Source organism: Pseudomonas helmanticensis (genome assembly GCF_900182985.1).
Lineage (GTDB): Bacteria > Pseudomonadota > Gammaproteobacteria > Pseudomonadales > Pseudomonadaceae > Aquipseudomonas > Aquipseudomonas helmanticensis.
Genome location: NZ_FXUY01000001.1, coordinates 723,943 through 740,689 on the forward strand (window position 1 = coordinate 723,943; position 16,747 = coordinate 740,689).

Consider the following 16,747-nt stretch of genomic DNA (forward strand, 5'->3'; position numbering starts at 1 on the left):
TTCGATTTACGCGCCGGTAGCCACACCTCGAGCCTTGCTGGCTTTGGCTTCGATGCGATGGCGTGGGAAGTGTGGCCGACCTTGTGCGCGGGTGCGACCTTGCACCTGGCACCGACCCATGACGGCGCTGAAGACGTCGATGCGTTGCTCGACTGGTGGCGCGCGCAACCGCTGGACGTGAGCTTTTTGCCGACCCCGGTCGCCGAATACGCGTTCAACCAGAACCGCGATCATCCGACCTTGCGCACTTTGTTGATCGGTGGCGATCGCTTGCGCCAGTTCAGCCGTGAGCAGCGTTTCGCGGTGATCAACAACTACGGCCCGACCGAGGCCACGGTGGTCGCCACTTCCGGGCGCATTGACGTTGGCGCGGCGTTGCACATCGGCACGCCAGTGGCGAACGCGGCGGTTTACTTGCTCGACGAACAGCAACGGCCTGTGCCAATGGGGGGCATGGGCGAGTTGTACGTCGGTGGCGCGGGCGTGGCCCGGGGTTATCTGAACCGTGCCGACCTGACCGCCGAACGTTTCCTGCACGACCCGTTCAGCCGCGCGCCGAATGCGCGCATGTACCGCACCGGTGACCTTGCCCGCTGGCGCGAAGACGGCTCGCTCGACTATCTGGGGCGTAACGACGATCAGGTAAAAATCCGTGGCATGCGCATCGAGTTGGGCGAAATCGAGACCCGCCTCAATCAGCTCCCCGGTATCAACGAAGCGGTGCTGCTGGCCCGCGAGGACCAACCCGGTCAGCCGCGACTGGTGGCGTATTTCACCGAACAGGCGGGGGCCGAGCCACTGGCAGTGGGCAACTTGCGCGAGCATCTGCTGGCGCAGTTGCCGGACTACATGGTGCCGGCGGCGTTTGTCCGGCTCGAAGCTTTGCCGCTGACCGCCAATGGCAAGGTCGACCGCAAGGCTTTACCGAAGCCGGATCTGGCCGCGCTGCCGACCCGTGAATACGTGGCGCCGCAAGGCGAGCTGGAAACCGCGCTGGCGCAGATCTGGGCCGAAGTGCTGCAAGTCGGGCAGGTCGGCCGTCACGATCACTTTTTTGAACTTGGCGGTCATTCGCTGTTGGCGATGCGCATGGTCTCGCTGATCCGTCAGCGCCTCGGCGTCGAACTGGCGCTGAGTGAGCTGTTTGCCGACGCCCAATTGAGTGCCGTCGCCGCAGTATTGAACCGTGCCGGGCGCAGCACGCTAGCGGACATTGTGCCGGCACCGCGCGATCAAGCGCTGCCGATGTCTTTCGCCCAACAACGCCTGTGGTTCCTGGCGCAGATGGCCGGTGGCAACTCGGCGTACAACATCCCTGTCGCCTTGCGCTTGCGCGGGCACCTCGACGTCGATGCCCTGCAAGCGGCGCTGGCGCAGATCGTGGCCCGCCACGAAACCCTGCGCAGCCGTTTCATCCGCATCGACGATACCGCGCAGGTGTCGATTGCCCCGGTCGACAGCGGTTTGCTCTTGCGCATGGAAGACCTGCGCCAAGACTTGCAAGGCGAACTCACCTTGCAGGGATTGATGGCGCAAGAAGCCTCGGCAGCGTTCGATCTGCAGAACGATCAACTGATTCGCGGACAACTGGTGCGTCTGGCCGACGAGCATCATGTACTGCTGTTGACCGTGCATCACATCGTCGCCGATGGCTGGTCGATGGGCGTACTGACCGCTGAGCTGATGGCGTTGTATCAAGCGTTCAGCCAGGGTCAGCCTGACCCGCTGCCAGCCCTGACCCTGCAATACGGCGACTACGCCGTGTGGCAGCGGCGCTGGCTCAGCGGTGAAATATTGCAACGGCAAAGCCATTACTGGCAGCAGACCCTCGACGGCGCGCCGGCCTTGTTGACGCTGCCCACCGATCGTCCGCGACCGGCGCAACAGGATTACACCGGCGGCAACGTCGACGTGCTGCTGGACCCGCGCCTGAGTGCAGGGCTCAAGGCCTTGAGCCAACGTCACGGCGTGACCCTGTTCATGACTGTGATGAGCGCCTGGGCATCGCTGATGAGTCGCCTGTCCGGGCAGACCGATGTGCTGATCGGTGCGCCGGTGGCCAACCGCAGCCGCGCTGAACTCGAAGGCTTGATCGGCATGTTCGTCAACACGCTGGCCTTGCGCATCGACACCTCGGGCGCGGTGAGCGTCGAAGCGCTGTTGGCGCAGGTCAAGGCGCGGACACTGGCGGCGCAGGCGCATCAGGATCTGCCGTTCGAACAAGTGGTGGAAATCGCCCGACCGCTGCGCAGTCTGGCGCACAGCCCGCTGTTCCAGACCACACTGAACTGGGACGGCAGCGTCGGCCCGCAACTGGCGCTCGGCGAGCTGACACTGGAGGGCGTCGCCGGGCCGGGCGATGTCGCCAAGTTCGACCTGACGCTGACACTGGGCGAGGTCAACGGGGTGATTCGCGGCTCGCTGAACTACGCCACGGTGCTGTTCGATGCATCGACGATCGAGCGCTACATCGGCTACTTGCAGTGCTTGCTTGAGGCGATGATCAGCAGTGATCAAACGGTGTTGGAGCAGGTGCCGTTGCTGGCAGCGGATGAGCGCAAGCGCTTGCTGCGTGACTTCAACGCCACGGCGCGCGATTACCCGCAAACGTTGACCGTGCACGGGGTTTTCCAGCAGCAGGCTGCGGCGCATCCAAAAGCCGTGGCGGCGGTGCAGGGTGCGCATTCGCTGAGCTACTTCGAGCTGAACGCGCAGGCCAACCGCCTGGCCCATCACCTGATCGCACACGGCGTACAACCGGGAGACCACGTGGCGATCCTGCTGCCGCGTTCGCTGGAACTGCTGGTGGCGCAACTGGCCATTGCCAAGTGCGCGGCGGCCTATGTGCCGCTGGACATCAATGCGCCGAGCGAGCGTCAGGCGTTCATGGTCGAGGACTGTCAGGCGCTGGCGCTGCTGACCTTGAGTAGCGAAGTCATCGACTACGCCGCGCCGCGCATCGATCTCGACACGCTGACTCTCAACGGTCAGCCGACGCATAACCCCAATCTGGTGCAGTCTTCCGAAACACTGGCGTACATCATGTACACCTCCGGTTCCACCGGCACGCCGAAAGGGGTGATGGTGCCGCACCGGGGCATTGGCCGCTTGGTGCTCAACAACGGTTACGCCGATTTCAATGCGCAGGATCGCGTCGTGTTCGCCTCGAACCCGGCGTTCGATGCGAGCACCATGGACATCTGGGGGCCGCTGCTCAATGGCGGTCGCGTGGTGATCATCGACCATCAAACCCTGCTCGATCCGAATGCCTTCGGCCGTGAACTGAGCGCCAGTGGCGCGACGATCCTGTTCGTCACCACCGCGCTGTTCAACCAGTACGTGCAACTGATCCCGCAGGCGCTCAAAGGCCTGCGGATTCTGCTGTGCGGCGGTGAGCGTGGCGATCCGGCGGCGTTCCGGCGTCTGCTGGCCGAGGCCCCCGCATTGCGCATCGTGCATTGCTACGGCCCGACCGAAACCACCACCTACGCAACAACCTTTGCCGTGTGCGAAGTGGCGGAACACGCCGAGAGCGTGCCGATTGGCGGGCCGATCGGCAACACCCAGGTCTACGTACTCGACGCATACCAGCAACCGGTGCCGATGGGCGTGACCGGCGAGCTGTACATCGGCGGCCAGGGCGTGGCACTGGGTTACCTGAACCGACCGGATCTGACCGCCGAGAAATTCCTCCGCGATCCGTTCAGCGATAAGCCTGGCGCGTTGCTCTACCGCACCGGCGACCTCGCACGCTGGCTGGCGCCGGGGCAACTCGACTGCATCGGCCGCAACGACGATCAGGTGAAGATCCGTGGCTTCCGCATCGAACTGGGCGAAATCGAGAATCGCCTGCTGAACTGCCCGGGGATCAAAGAGGCGGTGGTGCTGGCGCGTCGTGACGGTCAGGACGCCACGCGTCTGGTGGCTTACTACACCGCGCACGATGGCGTCTTGGACAGCGCCGAACTGCACGCACAGTTGCACGCACGACTGCCGGAATACATGGTGCCGACGGCGTGGGTGCAACTCGATGTGTTGCCGTTGAACAACAACGGCAAGGTCGACCGCAAGGCACTGCCGGCACCGACGCAGGAGGCGCTGCTCAGTAGGGTTTACGAGGCGCCGGCCAATCCACTGGAAATCAGCCTCGCACAGGTCTGGGCCGAGGTGTTGCAGGTCGAACAGGTCGGCCGCCACGACAACTTCTTCGACCTCGGCGGCCACTCGTTGCTGGCGATGCGCATGCAGTCCCAGGTGCGCGAGCAATTGGGTGTGGAACTGGCGCTGGCCGATCTGTTCGCCAATCCGCAGCTGGCGGCGGTCGCCGAGGTCTTGGGTCAGGCCGAACGCAGCAGCTTGCCGCCGATTCTGCCGGCGCCGCGTGATCAGGCGTTGCCGCTGTCGTTCGCCCAGCAACGTTTGTGGTTCCTCGCGCAGATGGACGGCGGCAACACCGCCTACAACATTCCTCTGGGCCTGCACCTGCGTGGCCGACTCGACGCCGTGGCCCTGCAACGGGCACTGGCGCGGATCGTCGCGCGCCACGAAACCCTGCGCAGCCGTTTCGCGCAATTCAACGACGAAGCACAGGTGCTGATTGCCCCGGTCGACAGTGGCTTGCCGCTGATTGAGGAAGATTGGCGCCAACACCCGCAGAGCGACGAGGCCTTGCGCACACTGCTCGACACGGAAGCACGCGGGCCTTTCAATTTGCAGGATGAACCGCTGATTCGTGGCCGTCTGGTACGTCTGGCCGATGATCACCATGTGCTGTTGCTGACGATGCACCACATCATCTCCGACGGCTGGTCGATGGGCGTGCTGACCCGCGAATTGATGGCGCTGTATCAGGCGTTCAGCCACGGCGAGGACGATCCGCTGCCGCCGTTGGCCCTGCAATACGCCGACTACGCGGTGTGGCAGAGGCGCTGGCTGAGCGGCGAGGTGTTGCAACGCCAGAGCGATTACTGGCAGCAGACGCTGGCCGGAGCGCCAGCCTTGTTGAGCCTGCCGACTGACCATCCGCGTCCGGCACAACAGGAACACCACGGTGGCAGTGTCGAAATCGTGCTGGACGAACAGACCAGCGCTGCTCTCAAGGCGCTGTGTCAGCGTCACGCCGTGACGCCGTACATGGTCATCATGAGCGCCTGGGCGATGTTGCTCGCTCGCCTGTCCGGACAGTCCGATGTGGTGGTCGGCACGCCGGTGGCCAACCGCACCCGCGCCGAGATCGAAGGCTTGATCGGTATGTTCGTCAATACGCTGGCGCTGCGCATTGATACCTCGGGCGATCTGAACGGCGCGGCGCTGCTGGCGCGGGTCAAGGCGCAGACTTTGGCGGCGCAGGCGCATCAGGATCTGCCGTTCGAGCACGTGGTGGAAATCACCCGGCCGCTGCGCAGCCTCGCCCACACACCGTTGTTCCAGACGCTGCTGAGCTGGGACAGTAGCGTCGCGCCCGCCCTGGCACTGGGTGGCCTGACGCTGGAAGGTGTCGCTGGGGAAAATCACTTCGTGAAGTTCGACCTGTCGCTGAGCCTCGGTGAAACTGCGCAAGGCGTCCGCGGCTCGCTGCGCTACGCCACGGCGTTGTTCGATGAGTCGACGGTGCGGCGTTTTGTCGGTTACTTCCGGCGCTTGCTGGCGGCGCTGGTCAGCGATGACCAGGCGAAACTGGCGCAGGTCAATCTGCTGGCGGCGGATGAGCAGCAGCGCCTGCTCGGCGAGTTCAATGCGACTGCGCTCGATTGCCCGGTCGAGCAGCCGATTCAAAGCCTGTTCGAAGCACAGGTGCAGCGTCAGCCAGACGCCATCGCCGTGCAAGCTGGCGAACTCTGCCTGACGTATCGCCAACTGAATGCCCGCGCCAATCGACTCGCGCATCATCTGCGCGAGCAAGGCGTTGGGCCGGATGCGCGGGTGGCGCTGTGTGTCGAGCGTGGGCTAGATCTGGTGGCGGGGTTGCTTGGCATTCTCAAGGCCGGTGGCGCGTATGTGCCGCTGGATCCGGCTTATCCGGCGGAGCGCATCGATTTCATGCTCAGGGACTGCGCGCCGACGGCGGTATTGGTACACACCGCCACCCGATCGCTGTTCGCCGCGACCGATGCGCTGTTGATCGATTTCGACCAATGCAGCTGGCATGACCAGTCGGAAAACAATCCGCAAGTTCCCGGCCTGAGTGCTTCGAATCTGGCCTACATGATCTACACCTCGGGTTCGACCGGCACGCCAAAAGGCGTGATGCTCGAGCATCGTGGCCTGTGCAATCTGGTGCATTGGGGCTCGCAGATTTCCCCGCCGACCACAGACGGCGCGCTGTTGCAGAAGGCGCCTTTCAGTTTCGACGGTTCGGTGTGGGAGTTCTTCTGGCCGCTGACGGCGGGTGTGCGTCTGGTATTGGCACGGCCGGGCGGCCACCGTGAACCGGCGTATCTGGCGCAAGTGATTCGTCAGCAACGGGTTACGGTGGTCAAGTTTGTGCCGGCACTGTTGCAGCAATTTCTTGAACTGCAGGAGGTCAGTGAATGCACCAGCCTCACCGATGTGTTTTGTGGTGGCGGCGAACTGACGGCGGCGCTGGCCGCTGCTGTGCGCCAGCACCTGCCGTGGGTGCGCCTGCATAACGTCTATGGCCCGACCGAAGCCACGGTCGACAGCACGGCATGGACGCTGGAACCGCACATGGCCGTGCCGACATCGGAGTTGCCGATCGGTAAAGCCATCTGCAACACCCGCCTGTATGTACTCGATGCGCATGATCAGGTTGTGCCACTTGGCGTCGTCGGCCAGTTGCACATCGGCGGGGTCGGCGTGGCGCGAGGGTATATGGGACTGCCGCAGATGCAGGCCGAGCGCTTTATCGACAGTCCGTTCGTGGCCGGTGATCGCTTGTACCGCACCGGCGATCTGGTGCGTTACCGCGCGGACGGTAACCTCGAGTTCCTCGGGCGCAATGACTTCCAGGTCAAGCTGCATGGCTTGCGCCTGGAACTCGGTGAAATCGAAGCGCGGTTGATCCAGCACCCGGATGTGCGCGAGGTGGTGGTGTTGATGCGTGACGAGCGTCTGGTCGCCTATTTCACTACGGTTAATGGCAGTGCTGTACCGGCGATCGACACGCTGCGCGCGTTCATCCTCGAACAATTGCCCGAGTACATGGTGCCGGGCGCGTTTGTCGCGCTCGACGTTTTGCCGTTGAGTCCCAACGGCAAGATCGACCGTCAGGCGCTGCCGGCACCGGGCCTCGACGCGGTGCTCAGCCGCCACTACGAAGCGCCCCAAGGCGAGGTCGAAACCGTGCTGGCGCGCATTTGGGGCGAGGTACTGAATGTCGAGCAGGTCGGACGTCACGACAATTTCTTTGAATTGGGCGGGCATTCATTGCTGGCGATTCGTCTGGTCAACCTGTTGCAGCGTGCAGGGCAGCAGGTGACGCTGGCGGAGCTGTTCCAGCGGCCGAACATCGAATCACTGGCGGCGCTGATCAGTCAGCGCAATGGCGTTCCCGAGCAACCGGAAGGACTGGTCGTGGTGCGACCGGGAGAGGGCGGTCATGCGCTGTTCCTGATCCATGAGTTCAGCGGCCGCGATGTGTATTTCCCGGCATTGGGTTTGCACATCGACGGGCAGTTCCCGATTTACGGCTTGCCCGGTGTGCCGCTGAGGCAGCCGCAACTGCGCACCCTTGAATGCATGGCCGCGCGGATGGTCGGGATCATCCGCTCGGTGCAGCCGCAGGGGCCGTATCGTCTGGCCGGGTGGTCGTTTGGTGGCTTGCTGGCCTATGAAATCGCGCAGCAACTGCTCGGTCTCGATGAGGCCGTGGCGTTTGTCGGCCTGCTCGATACTTACGCGCCGCACCCGGTCAGCCAGGATAAAACCCGCTGGAGTGGCGAGCATCGCGACAAACGTCAATTGCTCGAACATTGCCGTGCGCGTTCGCAGATGCGCGGTGCAGAAGGGCAACAAGCGTTGACTGAGGTAGAGACGCTGGAGGCGGAAGTCGAACTTATTGCCTTCGACGATTTGTTTCGGCGCTGCTGCGAACAGCAATTGCCGGACCCGGAACTGGCTGCACTGAGCGCAGCGGAATCCTGGAGTTACTTTGATCGTGAGGCCGCCCATGGCCTGGCGCTGGCGCATTACCGGCTCGCCCCGGCCAGTCAGCCGGTGCACCTGTTCCGGGCTCAGGGGCTGATGCCGGGGCAGGCACAACCGAGTCCGACCCGAGGCTGGGAGACCAAGGTCGCCCCAGGTTTGCTGCACTGCATCGATGTACCGGGTGACCACCGTAGCATGATGAAAACCCCGGATATCGAGGCACTCGGCCATGCCCTGAGTCAGGCCATGGCGGCGGCGCAGGCTCCGCAGCCACAGGCCTATCAGCCACTGTTGACGATCCAGAGCGGGCACCCCGGGCATGCGCCGATCTTCTGCGTGCCGGGGGCGGGCGACAGTGTCACCGGCTTCATTCACCTGACCGAAGCACTCGGCCCGGAATGGCCGATTTTCGGTCTGCAACCGCGCGGGCTCGATGGCAGCGGCGTGCCGCACAGTCAGGTCGAGGCGGCGGCGCGGTGTTATCTGCACGCCGTCGAGCAGTTGTATCCGCAAGGCGCGGTGCACCTGATCGGCCATTCGTTCGGCGGCTGGGTCGTGCATGCCATGGCCGCGCAGTTGCAGGCGGCCGGACGTGAAGTGGCGTCGTTGACCCTGATCGACAGCGAAGCCCCCGGTGGCAACGGCACGGCGGGCAAACCGTACACGACGACCGCCGCGCTGCAACGTTTGATCGAGACGTTGCAGCTGTCCAGCGGCAAGTCTCTGGGCATCGATCCGCAAGCGTTTGCCGAGGCTGACGAGTCTGCGCAAATGCGCCTGTTGCACCAAGGCATGGTGCGCGCCGGTGTGTTGTCGGCGCGGTCATCGGAGCAGGCGATGCACGGCCCGGTCCGCACTTTCGCCACGGCACTGCGCACGGTCTATCAACCGCAATTGGCCTACACCGGGCCGGTGCGGCTGGCGCTGGTCGATGACCCGACGCTGGATGCGTGGGGCAATCAGCGCGAGCAAGCGGCGATGGTTGAGGGTTGGCAGCGCCAGGTCGCGGATCTGGCGGTGTGGTACGGGCCGGGCAACCATTTCACGATTCTCAAGGCGCCCAACGTCTTCAGTTTCGCGGCGTGGTGGCATGACGGACGGAAAGTGCCGGCGGGCGAAATATTGTCCTGATTGTTGTTTATCTAGCAGAGCCCGGCGTCGCGCCGGGCTCGATCCTGAACGGACTTGTGGGCATTTATGGAAAAGTCGAAGTGGCGCAAAGTCGGTATGGGTTTGGCGTTGGCGGTGGTGGCGGGGTTGGTGTTCTACACGGTGCAGGCGCCGGCGGAGGCGCCGCAGTACCTGACCGCCACGGTCGCGCGCGATGACATCGAGAACGCGGTGCTGGCCACCGGCGTACTCGAAGGGATCAAGCAGGTTGACGTCGGTGCGCAGGTCTCGGGTCAGCTGAAGTCGCTGAAGGTCAAGGTCGGCGACAAGGTGAAAAAAGGCCAGTGGCTGGCGGAGATCGATCCGCTGGTGCTGCAGAACACCCTGCGCCAGGCTCAGGTCGATGAGGAAAATCTGCAGGCGCAGAAACGCGCCACGCAGGCCCAGCTCAAACAGACCAAGGCGATTTACGAGCGCTATCAGAACCTGCAGGAGGATGCGTCGATCTCGCGCCAGGATTTCGAAACCGCCGAGTCGAACTATCAGGTGCAGCAGGCCAACCTGATGTCGCTGGATGCGCAGATCAAAAGTGCGCACATCCAGATCGACACCGCCAAGGTCAATCTGGCCTACACACGGATTGTCGCGCCGATCGATGGCGACGTGGTCGGCGTGGTCACTCAGGAAGGCCAGACAGTCATCGCCAGCCAACTGGCGCCGGTCCTGCTGAAACTGGCGGATCTGGACACCATGACGGTCAAGGCGCAGGTCTCGGAGGCCGATGTGATTCATATCGCGCCGGGGCAGGAGGTGTATTTCACTATTCTCGGCGAGGACAAACGCTACTACGCGAAACTGCGCGGCACCGATCCTGCGCCACAGAACTTTCTCGAAACGCCGCCCGCCGGCACGCCGAAGCAAAGCAGCGCAGTGTTCTACAACGCCTTGTTCGAGGTGCCAAACCCTGACCATCGCCTGCGTATTTCGATGACCGCGCAGGTGCGTATCGTCCTCGACACCGCCAAGGCTGTGCTGACCGTGCCGGTGGCGGCGCTCGGCCCGCGCAATGCCGATGGCAGTTTCCCGGTGCGCGTACTCGACGCCAAGGGCCACGCGCAGTCGCGCAATGTGCAGACCGGGATCAACAACAACGTCAAAGTGCAGATCAATGGCGGTCTGGCTGAAGGCGATCGGGTGGTGATCGGTGATCCGCTGACCAACGTGGCGGGAGCCTGAACATGACTGAGCCACTGTTACAGCTCACCGGCATCACCCGCAGTTTCACCGCTGGTGACCGTGAATTTCTCGCGCTGAACAACATCAACCTGACGATCCATGCCGGGGAAATGGTCGCGATCATTGGCGCTTCCGGCTCTGGCAAGTCAACGCTGATGAACATCCTCGGTTGCCTCGATTACGCCACCGCCGGCAGCTACAAAATCAATGGTCAGGAAACCCGCGACCTGGACAATCAGGCGCTGGCCGAACTGCGCCGCGACTACTTCGGCTTCATCTTCCAGCGCTACCATTTGCTGCCGCACCTGAGTGCGATGCACAACGTCGAGATGCCGGCGATTTATGCCGGTACGCCACAGTTGCAACGCCATGCCCGCGCCCGCGAGCTGTTGGCGCGGCTGGGCCTGGAAGGCCACCTGACGCATCGGCCGAGCCAGTTGTCCGGTGGCCAGCAGCAGCGGGTGAGTATCGCCCGAGCGTTGATGAATGGCGGCGAAGTGATCCTCGCCGACGAGCCCACCGGCGCGCTCGACACGGCCAGCGGCAAAGAGGTGATGCGCATCCTGCTGGAGCTGCACGCGGCCGGGCACACGGTGATTCTGGTGACCCACGACCCGAAAGTCGCGGCCAACGCCGAGCGCATCATCGAAGTCAGCGACGGTGAAATCCTCAGCGACCGCGCCAACGAACGCGACACCACGCACTTGCTCAGCGATGAGCCGGTGGCGCCGAAAGCCACCGCTTCACGGCGTCTGGTCGCCAGCCTCGGCCTGTTCAAGGAAGCTTTCAGCATGGCCTGGGTCGCGTTGATCTCGCACCGCATGCGCACCTTGCTGACGATGCTCGGCATTGTCATCGGCATCACCTCGGTGGTGTCGATCTCGGCGGTCGGCGAGGGCGCCAAGAACTACGTGCTCAAGGACATCGCGGCGATTGGCAGCAACACCATCGATGTCTATCCCGGTAGCAGTTACGGTGACAAGCGTGCAGCGGCCATCGAAACCCTGACGCCGGCCGATGTCACAGCCCTGAATCAGCTGTATTACGTCGACAGCGCCACGCCGATGATCGGCCGCAGTCTGTTGCTGCGCTACCGCAATATCGATCTGGATGCGCAGGTCAACGGGGTCAGCGATCAGTATTTCAAGGTGCGCGGGATCAAGATGGCGGCGGGCATTGCGTTCAGCGAAAGCGATGCGCGACGCCAGGCGCAAGTCGTGGTGATCGATCACAACACCCGTCAGCGCTTGTTCGGGCAGGATGTCGATCCGCTGGGCCAGGTGATCCTGATCGGCAACCTGCCGTGCACGGTGATCGGCGTCGCGGCGCCGGATAAAAGCCTGTTTGCCTCGGGCAAGACCCTTAACGTCTGGGTGCCTTACGAAACGGCCGCCGGGCGGGTGTTGGGCCAGCGTTATCTGGACAGTATCAGCGTGCGCATGAAGGACGGCCAGCCGAGCAAGGTGGTTGAAGAACATGTCACGCAGCTGTTGTTGCAACGCCACGGCAGCAAGGATTTCTTCACCAACAACCTCGACAGCGTGTTGCAGACGGTGCAGAAAACCAGTCGTTCGCTGGCCTTGCTGTTGTCGTTGATTGCGGTGATTTCGCTGGTGGTCGGCGGTATCGGGGTGATGAACATCATGCTGGTTTCGGTAACCGAGCGTACGCGGGAGATCGGCATTCGCATGGCGGTGGGGGCGCGGCAGTCGGATATTCGTCAGCAGTTTCTGGTCGAGGCGGTGATGGTCTGCCTGTTGGGCGGGGCGATCGGCATTTCGCTGTCGTATGCCATCGGGCATCTGTTTTCGCTGTTTATCAAGGAGTGGGAGATGGTTTTCTCGCTGACCTCGGTGCTCACGGCGGTGATCTGCTCGACGCTGATCGGCATCGTCTTCGGCTTCGTCCCGGCGCGCAACGCCTCGCGCCTCGACCCGATCGAAGCGCTCGCCCGCGACTGATAGCCCGCGCTTGTTGTTGATCGTTCCCACGCTCTGCGTTGATCGTTCCCACGCTCCGCGTGGGAATGCCTCTAGGGACGCTCTGCGTCCAGTGACGCGAAGCGTCACGGGCTGCATTCCCACGCGGAGCGTGGGAACGATCAATAGCGGCGTTATCAAACAGCGATTTTTGCAGGGTTATCAGGCCGCGCTCGATGCCGAGGTTTCCTGCGGTGAATACATCCAGCGCATCAGCGAATGTCGGCCACTGATGCCCAATTTGATCGCTGCCCGCTTGAGATAGCTTTCCACCGTGTTGACCTTCAGTTGCAACTGCTCGGCCAGTTCCGGGGCCGTGCGCCCGGCGAGCAGGCCGATGCACACCTCGGTTTCACGATTCGACAGGCCCAGGCCCAATTGCTGCAAGCGCTCGCTGAAGCGCAGGCGCAGGGTTTCCAGGCCGGTGCCCTCTGGGGGTTCACTGGGGCTTTCGGCGTCAGGGCTGGCGGGTTGTACGGCGTTGATGTGTTTCTCGACCATCGGCAGCAGCACCGGGGAGATGTCCTGTAACAGGCTGCGCTCCTGCGCGGAAAAACGTTGCGACTGGCCGTTGCGGTACACCGAAATCACGTAGCGAAAACCGTCTTTGCGGCGGCTCAGGTGCAGTTGCGAGGCATCGGAGACGCTGGCTGACTCCGGCGGCGGCAGATCGTGACTGGCCGCCGCGCTGTGTTCGGAGAACAGGGTTTCGGCGAGCAAGGCTGGCTCTTTCAGCGGTTCCGGGCCGCTGCGATGGGCTGCGCGGCTGACCGGCTCGACGCGCATCTGGCGGATGTGCGTGGCGTCCACCGCCAGTTGAGTGAGGATCAGGTCGTGCAGCATGCGCGGAAAATGCCGGCTGCCGGTGCTGGCAATGACTTTGCCAATCTGCGGGAACAGGTGTGAGTTCATGTCATTCATCCATGAGTTGCAATGGGCGGCTCGTGTCCCGCAGGCGCCGGGGTGAAGCTCCTTGACCGGTAAAAACGCCTCGGGAATTGGATCCTATCCTAGTACAACGTTTCAGCGATCGCTTAATGAAGAGGTTATTAGTTCATAACAGACGCACACCTCGCCTTGCCGACGGCCGTTTACTTGCGCAGCGCCACGTAGGATTTGCCCAGATCGCCGGCCCAGCCGTCCAGCACGACCTTGACGTCATCGGCGCTAAGCACCTGTTTATCGTTCTCCAGCGGCACGCCGGTGCCCTTGCGAATCACTTCGGCAACCACCTCACCGGTCGAACCATCCTCGAATGACACTTCCGTGGCGATTTCGCTGTCCTGGTCGCGAATGCCGGCGGCAGTGCTCACGCCCGCAGCGACCAGGGTGACCGGCAGCCATTCAAAAAAACGCAAACCCTGGGTGCGGGTGGCGACCCGGGTAATCGCCGGGCGCACGATCAGCGTATTCGGTCCGGGTGACGATACCAGCCGCATGACTTTGCCCAGTTCCTGCCTGAGCGCCGCGTCGTAATACTCGGTCACGCCAGACAACGTGCTCAGCGGAATCCGCGCGGTCGGCGCAACGCTCGGGTAGAACTGGCTCGGCGCCAGATAGGCTTGGGTATAACGGCCTCGGGCCAATGCCGGGCTGACCCAGCCAAGTACCGGCTGCCCCGACGGCGACTGGCGTTCGCTCAACACGCTGTAGTCATGCAGAAATCCGCTGTACAACTTCGGTTCGACGGTTTTACTGCTGCAGGCCGGCAAGCTCAAGGTGGCGGAAAGCACCAGCGACCTGGAGAAATTACTGAGCATCAATGGCTTTCCTTGTGGGCTGGCGCTGTGTTGTCCGAGCACTCGATGTGCAACTGGCCGTGGCGCATGATCCAGTTCACCAGGTCGGCGACCGGGATCGAATGCACGTATTCGACCCAGTGCGCGCTGTCCGGGCTGAATTGTTCGAAGTAGCGGCGCAGGACGATGCGCTCCTGATTGCCGGTCAGGCCCAGGCATGCCTCCTGAAACAGAATCGGCGTACCGTGCCCGGGTGCCGTGGTGCGCTGGCTGAGGATCAATGGACGATGGCTGGCGCGGCCCTCGGCGGTGTGCCTCTGATTGAATTCCTTCATGGGAGCCCCCTGCGATGAATTACCCGCAGAGTGCCCGAGGAGGATTGCCGGGGAATGTCCGATTGTTGTCGGCGCGGTAGGAATGTTGCGCGATTGAAATAAATGACCGGGACGGCGAAATGGTTTTAGATGCGCTCTTTTCTGGCCTTTGGATCTTGTGACCGTGAGCAGATTGCTGTTCGTCGATGACGACGTGGAAGTGCTGTCCCTGCTGAAGAAGTTCTTCGTTCAGCACGCCTACGAGGTCGATGTCGCGCCCGATGGCGTGGCAATGTGGGCGGCCATCGCGCAGCAGCGTCCGGACACGATCATCCTTGACGTCATGCTGCCCGGCGAAGGCGGCCTGAGCCTGTGCCAGAAAATCCGTGCACAGATGGGCATTCCGATCATCATGCTCACGGCCATGGCCGAGCTCAGCGATCGCATCGTCGGCCTGGAACTTGGCGCCGACGATTACCTGGCCAAGCCTTTCGCACCGCGCGAATTGCTCGCCCGGGTGCGCGCCTTGCAACGGCGGGCCGGCGAGCAGCCAAGTCCGCCCAGTGAACGCCCGCGACCGGTGATTGCCTTCGCCGGTTGGCACCTGGATATCACCTGTCGCGAGTTACGCTCGCCGGAGCAGGTGATGATCCCGTTGTCCGCTGGTGAGTTCGACCTGTTGGTGGTATTTCTCGACCATCCGCAACGCATTCTCACCCGCGAACAATTGATCGACCTGACGCATGGCGAAGGCCACGACGCGTTTGATCGCAGCATCGATGTCCAGGTCAGTCGCCTGCGGCGCAAGATCGAACCCGACAGCAAACGCCCGGACCTGATCCGCACCGTGCGCAATGGCGGCTACATGTTCACCGCCAAGGTCAGCCGCTCGTGATCCGCCGTCTGTTGCGTCGCGACACCCTGCGCCGGCGAATAGCCCTGACCATTCTTGCGGCGATGCTGGCGTCACTGGCGCTCAATGCCTTATTCGTGCAGGTCGCCGGGATCTGGGCGCGCCCGCCGATTGAACGCACCGGCCTGCTCGAACAGATTGCCGTGACCACGCGGCTGATCGAAGCCGCCCCGACGGCGCTGCGCCCGCAACTGGCCAGCGCAGCCAGCAACTCGATGCTGAAGGTGGTCTGGAACGCCCGGCGCACCGACTTCGACCTGCCTGCGATTGGCACGCAAATCGAAGCGGGCAGAGGGCCGGTGATGCAACAACAGCTCGGCGACGACCGTGAGATCGAAGTGTTCAGCCCCGATGACTTTCCGCGCGACAGCCCGCGCGCGCATTACGTTGCGCTGGTGCAGTTGGTCGATGGCAGCTGGTTGTCGTTCACGCCGCCGCAACGCAGTTGGGGCCTCGACGTTGGCACGCGAATCGCGGTGGTCATCGCCCTCGGATTGATCGCCACCTTGCTGGTGGCATGGTTCGCTACGCGCCAGTTGGCCACTCCGCTGCAGCGTTTTGCCAGCGCCGCCCGGCGTTTCGGCAGCGACTTGCGGGCGCCGCCGATCCACGTCGAAGGGCCGGACGAAATACGTCAGGCGATCATCGCCTTCAACACCATGCAGGCGCAGATCCAGCATTTCATCGCCGAGCGCACGCACATGCTCGCGGCCATTTCCCACGATCTGCGCGCGCCGCTGACCCGCATGCGCTTGCGCAGCGAGTTCATGGAAGACCTCGATCATCAGCACAAACTGATCCGAGATGTCGAAGAAATGCAGTCGATGATCAACGCCGCGCTGGCGTTCTTTCGCGAGGACACTCACCGCGAGCAGCCCACCGCGTTCGACCTGTCGGAGTTGCTGCAAACCATCATCGACGATTACCGCGACCAGCATCTGACAGTCGACTTCAGTGGCCCCGCGCATCTGGTGTATGAGGGACGACCGCTGGGCATCAAACGGGTGATCGTCAATTTGCTGGAAAACGCCGCCAAATACGCGCAGCAACCGAGCATCGCGCTGAGCGGCGACGACCATACGATCCGCATCGAGGTGCGCGATCAAGGGCCGGGGATTCCCGAATCAGCGTTGCAACGGGTGTTCGATCCGTTCTATCGCCTTGAAGCCTCGCGCAATCGTGATACCGGCGGCGTCGGGCTGGGCCTTTCGGCTGCGCAGGCGATCGTGCGCGAGCAGGGCGGTGAGCTGACCTTGCGCAATCGCAGTGGCGGTGGCCTGGTGGCGCGGGTCGAGCTGCCTCGCGACCTGTTCGATTGAGGCGGTCAGCGACCATTGGCTGATGGAGCCA

At 63.2% G+C, this 16,747-nt stretch carries 8 protein-coding genes (1 of these 8 cut by a window edge); 5 read left to right on the forward strand and 3 right to left on the reverse strand.

All coding sequences use genetic code 11. From position 1 onward, the window contains the following. From QOL84_RS03415 to QOL84_RS03425, 3 genes are all read left to right on the forward strand, one after another. On the forward strand, positions 1-9,237 hold the 3' portion of the coding sequence (locus tag QOL84_RS03415) for a non-ribosomal peptide synthase/polyketide synthase (RefSeq protein ID WP_283436174.1). It extends 8,607 nt beyond the left edge of the window; 9,237 of the gene's 17,844 nt are visible here — the last part of the coding sequence; its start codon lies beyond the left edge, outside the window; the stop codon is at positions 9,235-9,237. A 66-nt stretch (positions 9,238-9,303) separates the two neighbouring features. Then, entirely contained in the window at positions 9,304-10,452 is a 1,149-nt protein-coding gene (gene macA / locus QOL84_RS03420; protein ID WP_129394307.1) for a macrolide transporter subunit MacA, read from the forward strand. Positions 10,453-10,454: 2 nt separating this feature from the next. Further along, positions 10,455-12,413, forward strand: coding sequence for a MacB family efflux pump subunit (locus tag QOL84_RS03425; protein WP_283436175.1), 1,959 nt, complete (start codon positions 10,455-10,457; stop codon positions 12,411-12,413). A 180-nt stretch (positions 12,414-12,593) separates the two neighbouring features. On the opposite strand, the gene QOL84_RS03430 is transcribed toward QOL84_RS03425, so the two are convergent. The 3 genes from QOL84_RS03430 to QOL84_RS03440 form a co-directional block, all read right to left on the reverse strand. After that, entirely contained in the window at positions 12,594-13,343 is a 750-nt protein-coding gene (locus QOL84_RS03430) for a helix-turn-helix transcriptional regulator (protein ID WP_283436176.1), read from the reverse strand. 179 nt (positions 13,344-13,522) lie between these two features. Beyond that, entirely contained in the window at positions 13,523-14,191 is a 669-nt protein-coding gene (locus QOL84_RS03435; protein WP_283436177.1) for a DUF3313 domain-containing protein, read from the reverse strand. After that, the gene (locus tag QOL84_RS03440) at positions 14,191-14,505 is read right to left on the reverse strand and encodes a hypothetical protein (protein WP_283436178.1); all 315 of its coding nucleotides are present in this window, start codon (positions 14,503-14,505) and stop codon (positions 14,191-14,193) included. Before QOL84_RS03440 ends, QOL84_RS03435 begins: the two co-directional genes overlap by 1 nt. Positions 14,506-14,668: 163 nt before the next feature. Between QOL84_RS03440 and QOL84_RS03445 the strand changes: the two genes are divergently transcribed. Together QOL84_RS03445 and QOL84_RS03450 are read left to right on the forward strand one after the other, a co-directional pair. Continuing rightward, the gene (locus QOL84_RS03445) at positions 14,669-15,379 is read left to right on the forward strand and encodes a response regulator (protein WP_283436179.1); all 711 of its coding nucleotides are present in this window, start codon (positions 14,669-14,671) and stop codon (positions 15,377-15,379) included. Further along, positions 15,376-16,716: an ATP-binding protein gene (locus QOL84_RS03450; RefSeq protein WP_283436180.1), complete on the forward strand. Its 1,341-nt coding sequence runs from the start codon at positions 15,376-15,378 to the stop codon at positions 16,714-16,716. Before QOL84_RS03445 ends, QOL84_RS03450 begins: the two co-directional genes overlap by 4 nt. The last annotated feature ends 31 nt before the right edge of the window (positions 16,717-16,747 follow it).